Raw genomic sequence first — 19,143 nt, 5'->3', positions numbered from 1 at the left:
TGTAAGATTTATTTCACAAAAGCCATTTCTCCTTTAAAGAAAACACACACTATATCAACTGTTCTCTTTTTCTTATAATGGAATTTATAGGATATTTATAGTATTATATACATATCTTAATAAACAAGAATTTTAGCGAATTGATTAAAGTTTCATTCCCTTATAAAATGAAACTTTAATCAGGAAGGGTTTTATACATCCTCCGCTAATTATTAACCCTCACCACTCGGGCTGCCCATTAATGCGGAGTTTTATTGGAATAAAAAGAGGAGGCATATTTGTGAGAAATATAATAGATGATCCAATACAAAAAAACATAGAGCTATACTATGCTTTTATTCAATTCGTTTCAATGATAACATTACAAAAAGTATCAGCTATTGAAACACGTAAAAACGAATTAAAAAATCAGATGAAAAATGCCGGACAAAAAAACCCTTATTACGTATAAAAAAAGGTGAACAGGTTATATTCCTGTTCACCTTTTTAAATTATTTATAAATTTTCACACGGTCCTCTAGCGGTTGGAATTCTTTTTCACCAGCATGTACTACCGGTTTACCAAATGGCATTTGCGCAATAAGTTTCCAATTCTCTGGAACATCCCACTCTTTTCTCACTTCTTCATCAATTAGCGGATTGTAATGCTGTAACGTAGCACCAAACCCTTCAATTTCTAAAGCTGTCCAAATTGCAAATTGTAACATTCCTGATGATTGCTGAGACCAAGTTGGGAAATTATCTTTATATAATGCAAAGTTTGCTTGAAGGCTTTCCACTACTTCACTGTCTTCAAAATATAAAACCGTTCCATAACCACTTTTAAATGCATTCATTTTTTCTTCAGTAGGTGCAAAGTTATTTTCAGGTACAATTTTTCGTAACGTTTCTTTCGTAATATCCCATAATTTATCATGTTGTTCTCCTAATAAAACAACAACGCGAGCACTTTGAGAATTAAAAGCTGAAGGTGTATGTTTTACAGCATGATAAATCACTTCTTGAATTTTCTCATCAGAAACTACTTGCTCTTTACTAATTGCATAAATAGATCTTCTGTCTTCAATTGCTGAGTAAAAATCTTTTGCCATCATAATTCCCTCCAATTTTCAATTGAGGCTATTTCATATGTATATATCATATTACGCCCCTCAAACTTATTATTAATAAGCTTATAACTTTATAATATCACAGCAACAAATAAACTCAAATGATAACACTTGTATTTAGAAGCTTTTTCCTTTTTAAAATAAAAATAAAAATAAAAATAAAAAGACTGTTTGTTGTTATCTAAAATTAGTAACAACAAACAGTCTTACTTATGTAGCGATCTAGATTCGTATTTTACTTACTTAATTAACTAATCCAAATGCATACGACATTAACTTATTTGTCTCTGTAAAACGTTTTGTTTTACTTGATGTCCCCATGACCACTGTAATAATTCGATTATCACCTTGCTTTGCAGTCCCAGTAAAACAGTATCCTGCACTATCTGTAAATCCAGTCTTTAGTCCGTCCATTCCTTCTATATATAAACTTTTATTATTTTTATTTAACATGTCGTTTGTGCTTATAACATTAATATTATTAAATGCTAGCTGACTTTGGCGTAAGTGAGTCACTTCTAATATTTCCGGATAATCTTTTATAAGATGATATGCCAATTGCGCTACATCAGCAGCCGTCATTTTTGTTTCACTTCCATCTGGCTCTTGTAATCCAGAAGCATTTGCAAATTTAGCATGTTCCGACATTTTTAACTGTTTCGCTTTTGCATCCATAAGCTGAACGAAATCTTTCTCCGATTTTGCCATATGTTCTGCTAAAGCCACAGCTGAATTATTAGCTGACTCAATCATTAATGCATGATATAAATCTTTAACAGTTAATGTATCATTAACTTGTACTGGGATTCTCGCTCCCTCTGTTTGTGCCGCCTTCGCACTCATTTTTACTGGATCTTCCCAGCGAACTTTCCCGTTATGTATACTCTCTAGTAAGAGATACGCTGTCATCATCTTAGACATACTAGCCGGTGCAAAAGCTTCATTTTCATTATATTGATAAATAATATCTCCATCACTCGCATCGATAATCATAGCTGCTTTTGCGTTAATTTCTGGTGGGATGTACTTTGGCGGGACTACTTTTTCAGTAAATCCTGCTTTAGGTAGTTCTGCCACTTGCAAAGGTTGTCCCTCTACATTCGCTATGCTCTTTTGATTTCCTTGGAATAAGAACCAACATATCCCTAAAATAATGACTAATAGGACTGTCATCCTTCCCCATTTTAACCGATTCATTTCAAAACTCCTTTAGCAAACCTTTTATACACTCACATTTAACCTTATCAACAATTCCTTTATACAGTCAAGGTAAAAGGTATATTTATTCATAGTACAGCAATGATTATTTTAATTTATTTATGTTAAACTTACAATATTGAAACGTAAGAAAATTTAATAATAAAATCTCGTAAATAAAGCGAAACTTTAATCAGCCCCACCAATCAGGCTACCCGTCAAATAGCGAGATAAACTATTTAATAGAAGGGATTCATACAAATGCTACTTCCAAAATCATTAAAATACGGAGACACAGTTGGGATTTACTCCCCTTCTTCACCAGTAACCTACACTTCACCAAAGAGATTTGAACGAGCAAAATCTTACTTACAACAGAAAGGGTTTCATATATTAGAAGGTTCATTAACAGGTCGATATGATTTTTATCGTTCTGGTAGTATACAAGAGCGGGCCGAGGAGCTAAATGTCTTAATAAGAAATCCTAATATTTCTTGTATTATGTCAACAATTGGTGGGATGAATTCAAATTCAATATTACCTTATATTGATTATGATGCTTTTCTAAAGAACCCTAAAATAATGATTGGATATTCAGATGCAACTGCTTTATTACTAGCAATTTACACCAAAACAGGAATCCCTACATTTTATGGACCAGCTCTCGTCCCTTCCTTTGGCGAATTTGAACCTTTTGTTGATTGCACATACAAATATTTTGCTGAAACTTTACTACATGATCATTCTCTTCCTTATCATATAAAACAACCATTATTTTGGTCAGATGAATTTATTAATTGGGAAGAAAAGACAAAGGAGAAAGAACTTCGACCAAACGATTGGATTTCAGTAATTGATGGAAAAGCTACTGGGCGTATTATTGGCGGGAATTTAAACACGATACAAGGAATTTGGGGTAGCCCCTATATGCCACATATTCAAGAAGGCGACATTCTCTTCATTGAGGACAGTTCAAAAGATGCAGCTACTATTGAAAGAAGCTTTTCATTACTTAAAATTAACGGTGTATTCGATAAAATTTCAGGTATCATTCTTGGAAAACATGAGCAATTTGATGATTGTGGTACAAATCGAAAACCTTTTGAAATACTATTAGAAGTACTTCAAAATCAAAGAATTCCTTTTCTAGCTGACTTCGATTGTTGTCATACACATCCCATGATTACCATGCCTATCGGTGTTCAAGTAGAGTTGGATGCAACAAATAAAACGATACATATTGTAGAACCTTGGAAAAAATGAATGCATAGCTTCTATTGTTTTACAATAAAAGCCATGATACTATATAATTTGGAATGTGAAAGATTAAACAAAATACGTTCCAATATATATCATTAGAAAAATTAGGTATAAATATATATTTATATGCAAAAGAGAGTGAATAAATGAAACCAACTATTAAAAATTACGTATTTTTACATGTAGCTTTTTTGATATATTCTATCATTATGGTTTACATGAAATGGGCAGCTAAATTCCCCATTGCTTCCATCTCATTTTTTGTTGCTTATTTCGGACTAGTTATACTTTTATTCGGATATGCAATTTTATGGCAACAAGTAATTAAACATTTCGAAATTTCAAAAGCATATTCACATCGCGGAATTATTATACTGTGGTCAATGCTTTGGTCAGTATTTCTATTTGGAGATACTATTCAGTGGAATCATTTACTTGGTGCAGCTATTATTATCGTCGGGATTGTGGTGGTGACAAAAGATGAATAGTTATATGTTATTATTTATTTTCGGGATAATTTTAGCTAATTACTCACAAATATTATTAAAAAAAGCTACTTTGCAACAATACGATTCTAGAATAAAAGAATATGTGAATCCTTATGTTATTATCGGCTACTCTTTATTTGTAATTAACGCCGGATTAAATGTTATCGCCATGAAGGGCATGGCATTAAAACAAGCATCAGCATTAGAATCCTTAAGTTATATCATCATATTAATTTTTGGTTGGTATTTCCTAGGAGAAAAAATAACGAAACGTAAACTCATCGGCAACATGATTATTATCGTTGGTGTAATCGTTTATTGTATCCAATAGTAAAAAGCTCCGTTTATCACAAACGGAGCTTTTTACTATTGACCTAAATTTTGCACTTTATCTTTCAAATCTCGAACTTGATCTACCGTCTGCATAAGCTCAGAGTTTTTAAATTGCTCTACATCCACTTTTCCTTCTTCTATCTTTGTCATCGCCGTATCAATTAACGTATTTAACTTTTCGTTATATCCGACGATTTGTTGATGAATATCCTTTGCTACATCAGGTGGCGTTAATTCATTGAATGCGGGTATATCTTGTTTAATTTCACTAAGCTTCGTTTCTAATTCTTTTCGAGCCTCGCTATCATTAACGGCCTTTTCTGCTAATGCTGGTGCATCATTTGCAAATGCACTTATTTCATTTACATAGTCTGTCGCCTTTTGAGCATAATCTATGGAGTTCTTTCCTTCTTCCACTATTGAACATCCCATTAAACCAATTGAAACTATAAATACTAATAAAATTGATTTTATTTTCATTTTAGACTCCCTTCGTCTTTATCATTGTCTGTAATTTTCTCTATACATAACTTCTAGCTAAATTGTTTATAACCTTTTTCAAATAGCTATTTATCCTCTTACATGCCCTATTATCGTTACAACATCTATTTCTATATGTACGCTTATAATATCTTCAATTATATCCATATATCCTTGTCCTATAGCTGTTCCATAGTGTAATGTAAGCCCCTTCTTTTCATACACTGACTTTGGCACTGAAAAAATAAATCTCCTCAAGTTTCTTTCATCAGTTGGTTCCATAATTAAAACAATCCCATCTTCATCAAACATATACGCTCGCCCTCCAACTTTACATTCACTATGGCTCAGTATTGCCTTGGTCAGCAAAATTTAAAACATAATAAGTTAAGATACACTCCGCTCTATCATAAAGTGAAACTTTAATTAGCCCTCACCAGTCGAATCTTTATCGGCAAATAGCGAGATAAAAATAAAAAGCATTCATTCTTTTTTGTTAAGAATGGATGCTTTTTAAAAAATCAATTTCTAACTCTAGCATCTTTTTTTGACGAGGTTTTACTTTTCTTACGGGAACTCCAGCGTAAATATACCAATCATCTAAACTCTCTTTTACCATACTCATCGCACCGACTGCCGTACCTTCTCCTACCGTTACATTTGGAAAAATAATAGAATTAGCACCAATAATCACATGTTTTTTTAAAATAACTTTTTCTGCTTTCACATTCCTATATTGATTCGGGACGGTTGGCCCCATTAATGTATTTCCACTGAAATCATCAAGTACTGCATATACGATTGTTTTAGCTGAGATGTTTGCAAAATCATGCATTTTAATCCCAACTTCCCCTCCATATAACGCTGTATACGCTGATATGTGCGAATAACTTCCAATTGTGATTTTACCACTTAAAATGCAAAAATCATCAATTCTTACATGATTGCCAACTGATATAGCACTCGGATTATATATACTTGCTTTTTTACTAACCAATACATTTTTCCCAACAGATAAAAATCCAATTTGCTTTAGTTCTTCTTGACTATAAAAACTATTCATCTACCGACACCACCTTCTGCTCTAAACAGATTACAATTTGCTCTACTAGTTCTTTCGTCATTCCTTCCCATAAAGGTAAACTTACGATTCGTTTTGCTATTTTATTCGTCTTTGTTAAATCTGTAGACTTATAGTTTTTAAAAAGAACTTGTTGGTGGCAAGATGGTGAAAAGTATAATCTAGCTTCTATTTTCTGTTTTTTCAGTTCTTCTATTACTTGTATATTGCGAACTTCTTCTGGACAAATGATAGGCATAAATTGGTGAATAACCGCTTCTGTCTTTTGGACTTTCCACCCTTTTTTCATTAACCCAGTATTTTGTAACAACTGTTTATACCATTCAGAAATACGGCTGCGTTCTTTTAATTTTTGATCCCACTTTTTTATAGTCGCTATCCCAATAGCTGCTGCGTATTCAGACATTTTACAATTAAACCCCATCATCGTACATTCACGATTTTTATCAAATCCGAAATTCCCCATTCTTTTAATACGTTGTATATCTTCTTCGTTTTTACTATATATGAGCCCTCCTTCACCAATTCCGAACGGCTTTGTTGCATGAAAGCTATATACAATCATTCCACTAAAATCTTGACCGTAATGCATCCCTCCATTCATTAATCCAAATCCCGGCGCCGCATCTACGACAACCGGAATCCCCTTCTTCTCTAGTTCTTCATATTTTTCTAAGTTCATCCATGATCCAAAAGTGGCGTACGGGATAACAATCGCAACCTCTTCTTTTAATTCTTCTATTTTATCCAAAAGTACGGTTTTATCCATATACCAATCATCTATTGAAATATCAATAAAGTACGGTTCCAATCCACACCAAATAGCGGCTAAGGCAGTCGCAGGGAATGTAAAGCTAGGCATGAGAGCATACTTTCCCTTTCTTCTTTTCTTTAGTTGAATAGCCGCCATTAACCCTAACGTTGCGTTTGCTACTGTTGTAACAGCTCCCCTGTTTTGAAAAAATGACGACATAATTGTTTCCTCAAAACGTTGATTTATAGGTCCATAATTCGTATATATGTGAGATGTATCAATTTCCTTCAATTCGTCCAAATACTCACTTACAGGTACAGTTGAAGCACGTAAAAAAGGAATATTCTCCATATCTATCTATTCCTTCCTATCATTTTCGGACAATATAGAGCATATCTGTTTCAGTTAATCCAAACTTCCTAGCACTTTTCATTCCTTGTTTTTCCGCTATGTTATATAATTCTACCTTAAATCCTGCATTCATTAATCGTTGAATAAATCCCGATTGATTGTAAATTCTCACATGATCTTCTTGACCAAAAGCTAATTTCCTCAATTGTGGTGTTACAATTAATTCATTCTCTATAATAAAATCTACATTCATTACGATCGGTACTTGAATAATTCCCCATCCATTTGGCTTTAACACTCTATATAACTCTCGCATTGCTTTGTCATCATCAGGAACGTGTTCTAACACATGACTACATAATATTACATCAAAAGTATTACTATCATATGTAATCCTTGTAACATCAATTTCCTTCATTAATGGATCCTTTGGTTCTAAGTCACCACATACATACGTAATATTTTTATACTCGTTAAACCAATCTCTTAACTTCGCTTCAGGTGCAATATGAAGCATTGTATAGTTTCTATTTAACAAGTCCGTTTCCGTTTCAATGTACGCACGATACAATCTTTCACGATCCATCGAATTGCAAACTGGACATATCCCTGTATCTTTATTCCACATCTCAAATTTATATTTCGGAAAATCATAATGCGCTGGCCAAGGTGAAAATTTTTCAAATTGTTGATTGCAATATTGACAATAACAAGATTCTTTCTCAAACATATGAGCAACTAACTTGTTTAACCCTTTTTTTATCTTTTCATTATAAATTTGATCTAGTTCGCCATTTCTTACTGCATCCTTAACTATAAATCCCGCATTTTCTAAACAATAAGATAAACTCTCTTTATACTCACTTTCGGAGCTTAAAAATCCACTATTATATGCATCTATAATTAATTCAATCCACTCTTCAATTGTCATTAAAATAAAATGCATTTGTTTTTGATTTTGTCCACTATGTTGTCTAAAATAACTAAGAGGTTCTTGCATATAAACTACTTTTCCTTTCCTCATCATATCTAGCCAAGTTGCAATGTCATTAATAGCAGAATAAGCCTTTCCTTTAAAATATCCAAACTTCCCGTCAAACAAATCCCGATTAAACAAAACAGTTGTCGGCTCACCAACTACATTTTTTAAGTTTTTTAACATATAATTTCCTAATTCTTTTCCTTCAAAAAGTGTAGTTTCTTTCGCGATTTTCATATTTAATGTTGAAGGTGGTAATATCTCTCCATTCTCATCAATCAGTTCACGATATGACGTCACAAATGAAATATTTTCTAACGTCAAAAAGTATTTCATCATTCTCTCGATCTTTTCATGATGAAATAAATCATCATCTAATAAAAAGTTTATATAGTCCCCATTCGCAAGTTCTACACACTTATTAAAGTTTTCGGCAACTAACGGCGTTTCATTTTTAACATATGTAATACACTTATATTCACGTAAGTACGGTTGAATCATAGCATTGACTTCATTATTTGTACTATCGTCAGAAATAATAATTTCAATATTTTCATATGTTTGATTCAAAGCGCTGTTGAGTGCTAATTCCAAGTAATAAGGTCTATTGTATGCAGGAATAAGTATACTTACTTTCGGTAATGAAGAATTATTATTTATATGTTGTTTTTTCTTTTCTATGTTTATTTTCTTCGCTCTAATTTTTTGGTAATAGTCTAATGTATATAATATTGATGATGGAACTATCCTTCTTGCATAATCTAGAAAATTAGTTATCGCTTTGTCTAACTCTTTTTCGGTGGATAAGAAACCATATTGTTCTCCTGCTATAATACTGTGTGAAAAATCTTCTAACCCATCCATCATTTTATTAGATTCATTTAACTGTTGATCTGGATGTAATCGAAAGTAACTCAGTGTCTCTGCTATATATACTGCTTTTCCTTTACTTAATAAAGATAACCATGAAGCTATATCTACGTTACATAAATACCGCCTCTTATCAAAAATCCCATATGGTTCTTGTAAATCATTTTTACGAAATAAAACTGTTGTCGGTTCTCCAATATAATTTTTTTGATCCACAATTACCTTATTTCCTAATTCTGTTCCCTCTATAATGGTATCCTCTTCAAATAAACGGACAGTCGAATAAATATGTCGCAGTTCTTTCCCTTTATCATCAATGACTTGACGATGAGATGTTACAAGCTTAATTTCATTATCTAAATCATTGAAAAAATACTTCATCATTTTTTCAATTTTATTCACATGAAATACATCATCATCCATTAAAAAATTTATATACTCACCGTTCGCTTCATTAAATAACATTAACGCATTTTCAAATTGTCCGAGAGTTGACCTATTTTTTATATAAATAATATTTGAATGATCACATAAGTATTTTTGTAACAATTTTTCTGTTTCATCATTCGTGCTGTCATCTCCAACTATAATTTCTATATTAGGGTACGTTTGTTCTAACACACTACATAACGCCTTTTCAAAGTAACTAGGACGATTATACGTAGGAATTAATACACTTACCAACGGAAGTTGCTCTACCATTTCTTCAGTTCTTTCAATACGAGTTCTCATTTTAACTCTCTCACCTCTTCGCATATTATTTATATACGCGACACAAAAATCACATTACTTTAACTGTATGGAGCCTATATACTTTTATGCAAACATGAAACAAAATATCATACTTTTCGTTCCTGAATAAACATATTTAATAATGCGGACATTTTATTTGCACCTTTTTTATTCATATGATCACTATCATAAAAATCATCGTCACAAAATAATGGCGAATCAAATAGATCTATAATTTGAAAAGAATATTGAGTTTGAAAATCATTTATAACTTTATAAAAATCTTCTTTTAATTTCTTACTACTACAATTGAAATAATGTGAAGTAACAGGGAACACAACAATTAATGGCTTTATATCGTTTTTTAACAGTAATTCTAAATATTTCTTAAAAATCATTTTATTTTCATCTAAAGTATGAGGATACGCCAATTTAGCATGTGAAGCTGCTCTTATTTTCCCGTGTTCTTCAAAAGGAATATGAAGAGAAGTAGTATTCCATTCAGCATTTATCCAAGGCAGCGTCAATGATTCATCTTTTAGTTCGTCTAATAAAATATATTCAAAATGCAAATTAAAAATAGAAAGAAGTGGTTTCGGAGTATTTAGATGTGAGAATCCATCAGTGGGTAGAGGAGAATGAACTACAGTATGATGACCATCTTGAAACAATGGATAATATACTTTGTGAATTCTATATGATTCAGATGATAACGACATATCAAAGTAAAACGAGAAATAGGCTATTCCTATTAAACAATATTGAAATGAATGATTGTTTGATAAAAGTTGTGACGCTATTAAATAATCATAGTATAGATCTTGCGATGGAAGTGTTAATTTTATTGACTTTTTTGAGAGAAGCTCCGTACTTATGCCACAATGTGGATAAGACAAACCGGTAGCAAACAATTCATACGTCGGATCACTCTTTGCTTTTTTCATAGAAATGTATAAAGACATAAGATCCGGATTTATTTGATAGATAGAAATTAATTTATCCTTCCATTCATACATGTATTTTGTTAAATTAATAATTTTTGAACTTTGCACGCCCCTATTTATCAAGTCATTTGTAAGTTTTTCTGCGTCCCCTCTCCAAATGACTATATATTGAAAAGAACTTTCTATACGAACAACATCTGAAACGTCTACAACATGAACTATTGTTTTACATTTATTTTTGTCTAACGTATTTCGAATCCTCTCCCCTGATAACTCATCACTTAAAACAATGATTTTATATTGCTCCTTCATGTACATCCCCTCCACTATATGTATAATATGAAATTCATTTTTAATTCGTAACAATCATATACACCTGCAATCTAACAAAAAAATAGCTCCACCATTAGGCGTAGCTATTTTTACAATTATTGCTTATTCAAATCATATTCCTTTATCTAACTCATAAAGTTTACGATACTTTTCATTTTCTTTCAGAAGTTGTTTATGACTACCTTGCATGACAATTTGGCCACGATCAAGGAATATAACTTCGTCTACATGTTCTATTCCTACAAGATGGTGCGTAATCCAAATAACCGTCTTTTCTTCCGTTGCAGAAAACATTGTTTCGATTAAAGACAATTCTGTTTTTGGATCTAAACCGATAGTCGGTTCATCAAGTACAATAATTGGTGTTTCTTGCATAAGAGTTCTAGCAAAAGCAACCCTTTGTCTTTCCCCACCAGAAAACCGCTTTCCCATTTCATGCATTTTTGTTTGTAATCCGTCTGGAAGAGAAGTAACATGTGAAGCTAATTGTGCTTTCTCTAAAGCTTTCCATATCTCTTCATCCGTCGCCTCCGGTTTGCCAATTCGTACATTATTTCCAATTGTCGTATCAAACAAATGCGGCTTTTGATTTAATACAGAAATATATTTAGCTAAAAGATTCGTATGAGCTCGTTCACCATTCAATACAACTTGTCCATTTACTGGGCTTAACGCCCCTGTTAACAATTTTAGTAAAGTAGATTTCCCTGTCCCACTTCTCCCTAAAATAGCAATTTTCTTCCCTGCTTTTATTTGTAATGATACATCTTTTAATACAATCTCATTACTATCTGGATAACTATACGATACGTGATTCAGTTCAATATCTACATGTTTTGGTTCAATATAATCTTTCTCTCCATGCAAATCCGTTTCATCATGTAAAACACTATCACTTTCTACGCCATTAAGACGATGGGTAGATTCTACGTACGACGGTATTCGATCGATGGCATCTGCAATAGGAATAAGCGCGTTTGTTACAGATAAAGTCATTAATACGAAAGCTGCGATAACTGTAGGAGCAATTTGTTCACTTGCCGCTTCATTCCCAGTCCATATGATCATCGAAATAACTACAATACCTACTACTAATTGAATGATACTGTCCCGAATATGATACCAGCGTTTCACTCTCTTTTCGATTTTTAACAACTGATCATTTTGTTTTACATACTCATTAATAAATTCATCTTTACGACCACTTGCTTGCCAATCAGATAATCCAAAAACAGCATCTGTCAGTTGTTGATACAAACGGTTTCTTCCTTGCTTTAAAGTAACATGATGTTTCTTCATCAAAAGTAATGATACAAACGGAAGAAGAAAAACGATAATAGCTAACATACAACCTACAATAAGTGCAAAAACAAAATCAAATGCACCGATAACAAGTACGAAGATACTATAAACAACTAGCGCTAATATGCTAGGAAATATTGTACGTAAATATAGGTTTTGCAAATGCTCTATATCTTCGGATAACACTCCTAACATATCACCCGTTTGAAATCGAGAACGGAAAAATAACGCCTGTGGTTCTACTATTCTATATAGCCTCGTTCTCATTTTTTCTAATATACGTAGTACGACATCATGTCCGACTAGGCGCTCTATATAATGAAATACAGCTTGCCCTATACTAAACGCTCTTGTTGCAACAATAGGAACATATACAGCCATTACATTTTCTGGTCTAAGGGCAGATTTTGAGATCAAATAACCTGAAATAAAAAGTAACATCGCTCCTGAACTAACTCCAAGAAGACCAAGGAAAATAGTTAAAGTCATTCTACCTTTATTTTGTTTTATATAAGGTTTAACCCAGTTACTCATTTCTCTCCCCTCTCTTCCCTATGAAAATGTAATGTCTCATTCTCTAAAAGTTCTTCATACGTCCCACTTTCTTTCATTTCCCCTTTATTTAGAATAAGAATATGGTCCATTTGTTTCATCCAATGTAGACGGTGAGTTGCTAAAAATACTAACTTTCCATTAAATAGACGTAACATCGCTTGCTTTATTTCAAATTCGGTTTCAATATCAAGATGTGCCGTAGGCTCATCTAATAAAATGATTGGTTTTTTACTTAAAAGCGCACGCGCCATAGCAACACGCTGTTCTTGTCCGCCACTTAGCATACGTCCACCTTCTCCAATTCTTTCGTGTATCCCATTTGGAAGTGATGTAACGAGTGAACGAAGGCCGACTTCATTAATAACTCTTTCAACTTCTTCATCTGTTGCATTTGTTTCATAAAAACGAATATTATCCTTTAATGAAAGCGGAAAAATATAAGGTTGCTGCGGAATATAAGCAATATTTTTTTGCCAATCTTCACGAGTAGATCCATCAACTTCTACACCATTTACTAACATCTTTCCACTCGAAGGAGATAAAAAACCTGCTAATACGTCGATTAACGTCGATTTCCCTGCACCACTTTCACCAATAACACCAATAGCACCGTTACCTTCCCAAGTAAAATTAATTCCTTCTAATATAGCCTTTTCAGATTCAGTATTATTAACTTTGATATCTTGTAATTTCAAGCTACTAGAGGCATTCCATACTATATCTTCATTTAAATCTTTCTTTTGTATTCCTTTTTGTTGTTGCAAAATCTCTTCTATTTGCTCCATCGCAATTTGTCCATCTAATGTCGCATGATAATTTGCTCCCACTTGTTTAATCGGCAGAAAATATTCCGGAGCTAAAATCAAAATTGTAAGGGCTGGTAATAGTATAATCGTTCCATCTATTAAACGTATCCCTAATCCAACTGCCACAAACGCAATTGATAAACTCGTAAAGAAATCTAATGCAAAAGAAGAAAGAAAAGCAACTCGCAAAGTACGCATCGTTGCTTTTCTATATCTTTTACTTACTTTTTCAATCTTTCCTTCGTGCTGTTCACTTTTCCCTAAATACTTTAATGTTTCTAAACCTTTTAACGTATCTACAAAATGATTCGAAAGTACACGATATATCTCATACTGACTATCTGCCATTTTTTGCGCTGCTAATCCGAGAAGAATCATAAATATGATCACGATAGGAATCGTTACAACTAAAATGATTCCAGACTCAATATCTAGCGTAAAAACATATAGTACAATTAGACCTGGAACGATACTACTTCTAATCATTTTAGGAATCGTTAATTCAATATATGTTTTAAATTTCTCAATCCCCTCAATTGATAAGGTAACCAGATGACCAGTTCCAACAGTTTGAACATACCTTGGACCTAATGTGAAATATGCCTCTATCAATTGTTTTCTTAGTAACGACCCTGTTTTTTCAGCAAAACGTTCCACTAATATTTGTGATGTTCGAACTACTATGTTACGCGCTGCAAACGCGATACCAAAATAAACAACTTCACTTAATATTGTTTGTACTGTCTCTCCATGAAATAAAAACGTAATAGCTCGTGCTAAAAAGATTGTTTGCGCAATAATACTAAAAGCTTCTAAAATACTAATAATCGTTAACGCTACATATAAAATACGGCTACCGGGATAAGACGGAAGTCCTCTTTTTCTTTTCATTAGTACTCCAAATCGTTGTCTGACTTAACAGGTTGTCTAAATACATAATAACTCCATATTTGACTTCCGATAACGAAAGGCAAAATAGCAATCGCAAAGTAAGTCATAAGTTTTAATGCATAAGCTCCTGATGCTGCGTTGTAAATTGTCAAATCATTCATTGCTCCTAAAGAGCTAATCATAACACGTGGGAACATACCGATAAATACACTCGCACTTAGTAAAATGATCGTTAAACTCGTCATAAAGAAAGCCCAACCATCTCTTCTTCTTTTATTTAATAAAGTGGACACTAATAGTGCTACAAAAGCTCCGATTGGTACCATAATCCATTCTGTTCCATGAGCAGTGAAAATGTCGGTTTTCCATAACCCCACACCAGCAAAAACAAGAAGTGTAAGTAATGAAAATGGTGCAATTTTTATTGCAGCAATTCGTGCACGTTCTCTCAATTTACCAGTTGTACGTATCGTAAGAAATTGTAATCCGTGAACAATACATAGTAGGAGAAACATTACTCCTCCAAGTAACGCAAATGGATGAAGTAATTGCAAGAATCCACCTACAACATTTTTACTCTCATCAATAGGTACACCTACCATAAAGTTTGCAATCGCAACTCCCCAAAGGATAGGAGGTAACATACTTCCAATAAACATCCCCCAATCCCATGCACTCTTCCATTTATGATTATCTATTTTCGCACGAAATTTAAAGGAAACACCTCTTAAAATTAAAGCAAGAAGCATAAATACAAATGGAATATAAAAACCACTAAATAAAGTTGCATACCAGTGCGGAAATGCCGCAAACATGGCTCCACCAGCACAAACAAGCCATACTTCATTCGCGTGCCAGAACGGTCCTATTGTATTTAAGTAAACTCGTTTTTCAAAATCATTCTTTCCTAAAAACCTCGAAACCATTCCTACACCAAAATCGAAACCTTCCAGTACGAAGAATCCAACAAACAAGATTGCAATAACTAAAAACCACAACTCATTAAGAGATAACATACTCTTCCTCCTTATCAAATGGATCATGGCTTTGATAATCCTTTTTCGTTTTCTTATTCGTGTGGCCCTTAATGGTACGAACGAATAAGTACACACAAATTCCACCCATAATTAAATACATTGATGTGAATGAAATAAGTGAGAATAATACTTCACCGAATGTTACATTTGGTGATACAGCATCTTCTGTTTTCATTACACCAAATACTACCCAAGGTTGACGACCCATTTCAGTCATAATCCACCCTACTGTATTACCGATGAATGGAAGAGAAATTGCATACACCATTAATTTTAAATACCACGTTTTTTCAGCTAAACGATCTTTTCTTGATAAGAACCATCCGTAAGCTCCTAGAAGAAGCATGAATGTTCCACTCATTACCATCGCTCTAAAACTCCAAAACATTGTATGCACTGGAGGAATATAATCTCCAGGTCCATATTTTTCCTCATATTGTTTTTGAATTTGATTCATCCCTTCAACTTGACCGCTAAACTTATCATACGATAATAGACTTAGCATATAAGGGATTTGAATTTCAAACGAATTTTCTTTCTTCTCTGTATCAATTTTCGAAAATACTGTAAATGGTGCTGGATCCTCACTTGTATTCCATAGCGCTTCAGCTGCCGCCATCTTCATTGGATGTGTCTTAATTAATTGTTGCGCTTGTGCATGACCAAAGAATAATACAAGCGCCGTTGTAATTGTTCCAACAATGATAGAAATTCGGAAAGATTTTTTAAATACTACAGTTTCTTGTCCTTTTGTAATTTTCCATGCACTTACACCAGCAATAAAGAATGCACCTGTTGCAATTGCCGCTGTAATTGTATGCGGGAATTGTACCCATAGTTGTGGGTTTTGAATAATGGCTAAGAAATCATTCATTTGCGCACGACCATCAGCTGCCATTTCATACCCGACAGGTGACTGCATAAATGCACTTGCAGTTAAAATCCAGAATGCTGATAACATCGTTCCAATTGAAAGGAGCCAAATACACATTAAGTGAATTCGCTTCGGTAATTTGTCCTCACCGAATACCCATAAACCTAGGAATGTAGACTCAATGAAAAATGCCAGTAATCCTTCAATTGCAAGCGAGGGACCAAATACATCACCTACAAAACGTGAATACGTTGACCAGTTCATACCAAACTGAAATTCTTGTAAAATACCTGTTACTACACCTACTGCAAAGTTAATAAGGAATAATTGCGTCCAAAACTTTGCCATCTTCTTATATACCTCTTGCCCTTTTACCACATACAACGTTTGCATGATCGCAATAATAAAAGCTAAACCAATTGACAGCGGAACAAAAAAGTAATGGAAAATCGTTGTTGATGCGAACTGTATTCGTGCCAATTCGAGCGTTTCCATACTAAAATCACTTCCTTCATAGTTTTTATAATAAAAGTTAATTGAGCAATCTTATCAAACTCAATTATTAAGAAATACGAAAAGACAAAAACATTTTGTATGTATTGTCGAAAAATATGAAGTTTCAGTTTTTCAAACTATTGTAATGCTATTTTTTACCTTTTCACTATTTCTGTAGTGTTTTATTCGTTAATCGAATTGTATAATATACCTGCATAGTAAATTCAGGTTATTTTTGACGTATTATTGACATCATTTTGTCTGAAATATGTCTTTTGTCATTTTTTTGAATCAGATTTTTCTCATTAGCAAAATGTGTTTTTTCAATATACTTCTTACTTTTATATCTATAAAACAATCGTTTTTTCTTCATACGCTTGACTTTTACTCGGAAAAATGTCCTCGAAAGCACCCACGATAAATGCTTATTTTTTGTCAAGAGAAAAATGTATTTTCAAAATTCAAACTCGAAATAATGTTATTCAAAAATAGAAAACAACTTCCCTCTTCCTCGACTAAAAGTTCATTTTTTTGTCATTTTTCCAGAACAAATAAAAAAACTGAGAGTCGATTAAACTCTCAGTTTTTTTATTTATTTTGCTGTATGTTTTCTAACGGCTGGTAAAATTTCAGTAGCAATTAATTCAATATTTTTCTCAATTTTATCAAATGGTACACCGCCAAAATCAATTTGTGCCATAAAGCGTTGTTGGCCAAACAATTCATATTGGTAAAGCATTTTCTCAATGATTTGTTGTGGGCTACCAACCATTAAAGCATCACGGTAATCTATTGCATTTGTAAATTGCTGTTTCGGATACCCATCACCGCGCAGTGTAAGCATACCAGCATTAATGTGAGGGTAATATTCACTAAGTGCATCTTGTGAATTTTTTGCCGTATAAAATAAACTCGTTGTCGCAACTGGTAAACTAGCTGGATCAAATCCGCTTTGCTGAGCAGCCTCGCGGTAAGCATCTACTGACACTTTAAAGTTAATTGCTGGACCACCAAGTGTTGTTATCATCATTGGCACACCTGCACGTCCTGCTTTAATTGCACTAGCTGGTGGACCTCCAACTGCACGCCAAATTGGTAAGTTATTATTTTTCGCTCTTGGAATCACCGATGCATGTGCGAGCGGTGCTCTGAACTGTCCATTCCATGTTACATGTTCCTCGTTATTAATTTTTAATAAAAGATCCATCTTCTCTTCAAATAATTCTTCATAATCATTCACGTCATAACCAAGTAAACTATATCCTCCAATACGAGATCCACGACCAGCCACAATTTCTGCACGTCCATTAGAAATCAAGTCAATGGTAGCGAAATCCTCATATACTCGAACTGGATCAGATGTACTTAATATCGTTGCGGAACTTGCAATTTTTATATTTTTCGTAGCTTGCGCGACCGCACCTAAAATAACTGTATGAGCTTGCGTTGTAAAATGTGTTTGATGACTTTCGCCGACAGCAAACACATCAAGTCCTGCCTCATCTGCTAACTTAGCTGTTTCAATTAGTTCGTGAATTCTTTTCTCTGGCGTAATTTTGTCCCCATTATGTGGATTTAAAACATGATCACCAATTGAATATAATCCAAACTCAATTCCTTTTCTTGTATCTATACGGTATTTTTCCATAGTTACTCTCCCCTTTAATAAAGTAGTATTAGTTTTTTTCTAAAAACGTTGGTAAGTCAAGTTTATCTCCGTATTACCTACACCATCACTTGATTAGTCAATTGATGGTGTAAAAAAAATTACTCTTGCGGTAATTCTTTTTTTTCACTATGCTTATGAACTTTCGTCATCAGCTCATATAATATTTTCTGCTCTTCTTCATTTAATACATCATCAAAAAACGAAGATTGAAATGCAAGTTGCTCTGGCAATGCTCTCTCTAAAGCTGCTTCTCCTTGCTCTGTAAGACTAATTGTTTTCGTTTTCCAATCTTGTTTTCGTACAATATATCCTTCTTTTTCAAGACGAGTTAACATTCGAGAAATGCCACCTTGTGTAACAGTTACCTTTTCAGCTAACTCCATTTGTGTTAGTGGTTGATACGTACGTATTTGCAAAAGCACATCAAATTGAGCTGTCGTTAAATCAAAACGTTTTAAAAACTCATTTGACATTTGATTACTTTGGTTCGTAAATCGTATTAAACGTAACCATATTAATGATCCTATCGTATTATCACGCATGTTTTGTCACTTCCTAGCGTTCATCTTACTATCACTTTACTACGCAAGTGATAAAAAAGCA

General features: G+C 33.4%; 18 protein-coding genes. 4 read left to right on the top strand and 14 right to left on the bottom strand.

Translation table 11 applies throughout. The annotated features are described in order from the left end of the window. Positions 1-280: 280 nt before the first annotated feature. Positions 281-451 (top strand): hypothetical protein, encoded by a 171-nt coding sequence (locus tag ACTL4X_RS09570; protein ID WP_001244279.1) that lies wholly within the window; start codon positions 281-283, stop codon positions 449-451. Between the two features lie 40 nt (positions 452-491). Here the strand turns inward: ACTL4X_RS09570 and ACTL4X_RS09565 are convergent, their stop codons facing one another. Together ACTL4X_RS09565 and ACTL4X_RS09560 are read right to left on the bottom strand one after the other, a co-directional pair. Then, on the bottom strand, positions 492-1,094 hold the full coding sequence (locus ACTL4X_RS09565) for a nitroreductase family protein (RefSeq protein ID WP_001987122.1): 603 nt from the start codon (positions 1,092-1,094) through the stop codon (positions 492-494). A 258-nt stretch (positions 1,095-1,352) separates the two neighbouring features. Next, positions 1,353-2,306, bottom strand: coding sequence for a D-alanyl-D-alanine carboxypeptidase family protein (locus ACTL4X_RS09560; protein ID WP_001080870.1), 954 nt, complete (start codon positions 2,304-2,306; stop codon positions 1,353-1,355). A gap of 261 nt (positions 2,307-2,567) precedes the next feature. Between ACTL4X_RS09560 and ACTL4X_RS09555 the strand changes: the two genes are divergently transcribed. From ACTL4X_RS09555 to ACTL4X_RS09545, 3 genes are all read left to right on the top strand, one after another. Next, positions 2,568-3,569 carry a S66 family peptidase gene (locus tag ACTL4X_RS09555; RefSeq protein WP_000926333.1) on the top strand — a complete coding sequence of 334 codons (1,002 nt, stop codon included), beginning with the start codon at positions 2,568-2,570 and terminating at the stop codon, positions 3,567-3,569. Positions 3,570-3,712: 143 nt separating this feature from the next. Further along, positions 3,713-4,054 (top strand): EamA family transporter, encoded by a 342-nt coding sequence (locus ACTL4X_RS09550; RefSeq protein WP_000805125.1) that lies wholly within the window; start codon positions 3,713-3,715, stop codon positions 4,052-4,054. Then, a complete protein-coding gene (locus ACTL4X_RS09545) occupies positions 4,047-4,385 on the top strand; it encodes an EamA family transporter (RefSeq protein WP_001089868.1) in 339 nt (112 codons plus the stop codon). The genes ACTL4X_RS09550 and ACTL4X_RS09545 overlap by 8 nt, the downstream gene beginning before the upstream one ends. 35 nt (positions 4,386-4,420) lie before the next feature. Here ACTL4X_RS09545 and ACTL4X_RS09540 read toward each other — a convergent pair whose 3' ends face one another. From ACTL4X_RS09540 to ACTL4X_RS09485, 12 genes are all read right to left on the bottom strand, one after another. Further along, positions 4,421-4,867 (bottom strand): DUF6376 family protein, encoded by a 447-nt coding sequence (locus tag ACTL4X_RS09540; protein ID WP_000695202.1) that lies wholly within the window; start codon positions 4,865-4,867, stop codon positions 4,421-4,423. A 90-nt stretch (positions 4,868-4,957) separates the two neighbouring features. Then, positions 4,958-5,179 (bottom strand): hypothetical protein, encoded by a 222-nt coding sequence (locus ACTL4X_RS09535; protein WP_000459114.1) that lies wholly within the window; start codon positions 5,177-5,179, stop codon positions 4,958-4,960. Positions 5,180-5,363: 184 nt separating this feature from the next. Then, on the bottom strand, positions 5,364-5,930 hold the full coding sequence (locus ACTL4X_RS09530) for an acyltransferase (RefSeq protein WP_001084196.1): 567 nt from the start codon (positions 5,928-5,930) through the stop codon (positions 5,364-5,366). Then, complete coding sequence (locus ACTL4X_RS09525; RefSeq protein WP_049107610.1) at positions 5,923-7,053, bottom strand: DegT/DnrJ/EryC1/StrS aminotransferase family protein; 1,131 nt, start codon at positions 7,051-7,053, stop codon at positions 5,923-5,925. Before ACTL4X_RS09525 ends, ACTL4X_RS09530 begins: the two co-directional genes overlap by 8 nt. A 19-nt stretch (positions 7,054-7,072) precedes the next feature. Continuing rightward, positions 7,073-9,634, bottom strand: coding sequence for a glycosyltransferase (locus ACTL4X_RS09520; RefSeq protein ID WP_001260415.1), 2,562 nt, complete (start codon positions 9,632-9,634; stop codon positions 7,073-7,075). 107 nt (positions 9,635-9,741) lie between these two features. After that, positions 9,742-10,890, bottom strand: a complete 1,149-nt coding sequence (locus tag ACTL4X_RS09515) for a hypothetical protein (protein WP_000664262.1) — start codon at positions 10,888-10,890, stop codon at positions 9,742-9,744. 132 nt (positions 10,891-11,022) lie between these two features. Next, positions 11,023-12,747, bottom strand: coding sequence for a thiol reductant ABC exporter subunit CydC (gene cydC / locus ACTL4X_RS09510; RefSeq protein ID WP_000073643.1), 1,725 nt, complete (start codon positions 12,745-12,747; stop codon positions 11,023-11,025). Next, positions 12,744-14,465 carry a thiol reductant ABC exporter subunit CydD gene (gene cydD, locus ACTL4X_RS09505; protein ID WP_000824039.1) on the bottom strand — a complete coding sequence of 574 codons (1,722 nt, stop codon included), beginning with the start codon at positions 14,463-14,465 and terminating at the stop codon, positions 12,744-12,746. Before cydD ends, cydC begins: the two co-directional genes overlap by 4 nt. After that, on the bottom strand, positions 14,465-15,481 hold the full coding sequence (gene cydB, locus ACTL4X_RS09500) for a cytochrome d ubiquinol oxidase subunit II (RefSeq protein WP_000950085.1): 1,017 nt from the start codon (positions 15,479-15,481) through the stop codon (positions 14,465-14,467). Before cydB ends, cydD begins: the two co-directional genes overlap by 1 nt. After that, complete coding sequence (gene cydA / locus ACTL4X_RS09495; protein WP_000448870.1) at positions 15,468-16,871, bottom strand: cytochrome ubiquinol oxidase subunit I; 1,404 nt, start codon at positions 16,869-16,871, stop codon at positions 15,468-15,470. The genes cydB and cydA overlap by 14 nt, the downstream gene beginning before the upstream one ends. Before the next feature lie 592 nt (positions 16,872-17,463). Beyond that, positions 17,464-18,519, bottom strand: a complete 1,056-nt coding sequence (locus tag ACTL4X_RS09490) for an LLM class flavin-dependent oxidoreductase (RefSeq protein WP_000417543.1) — start codon at positions 18,517-18,519, stop codon at positions 17,464-17,466. Between the two features lie 119 nt (positions 18,520-18,638). Next, entirely contained in the window at positions 18,639-19,082 is a 444-nt protein-coding gene (locus ACTL4X_RS09485) for a MarR family winged helix-turn-helix transcriptional regulator (protein WP_001205523.1), read from the bottom strand. Between the last annotated feature and the right edge of the window lie 61 nt (positions 19,083-19,143).

It is taken from the genome of Bacillus sp. RE35 (assembly GCF_052146655.1).
Taxonomy (GTDB): Bacteria; Bacillota; Bacilli; order Bacillales; family Bacillaceae_G; genus Bacillus_A; species Bacillus_A cereus.
Note: the sequence above shows the minus strand (reverse complement) of the source record. Positions and strands in the feature narration are given on the sequence as shown.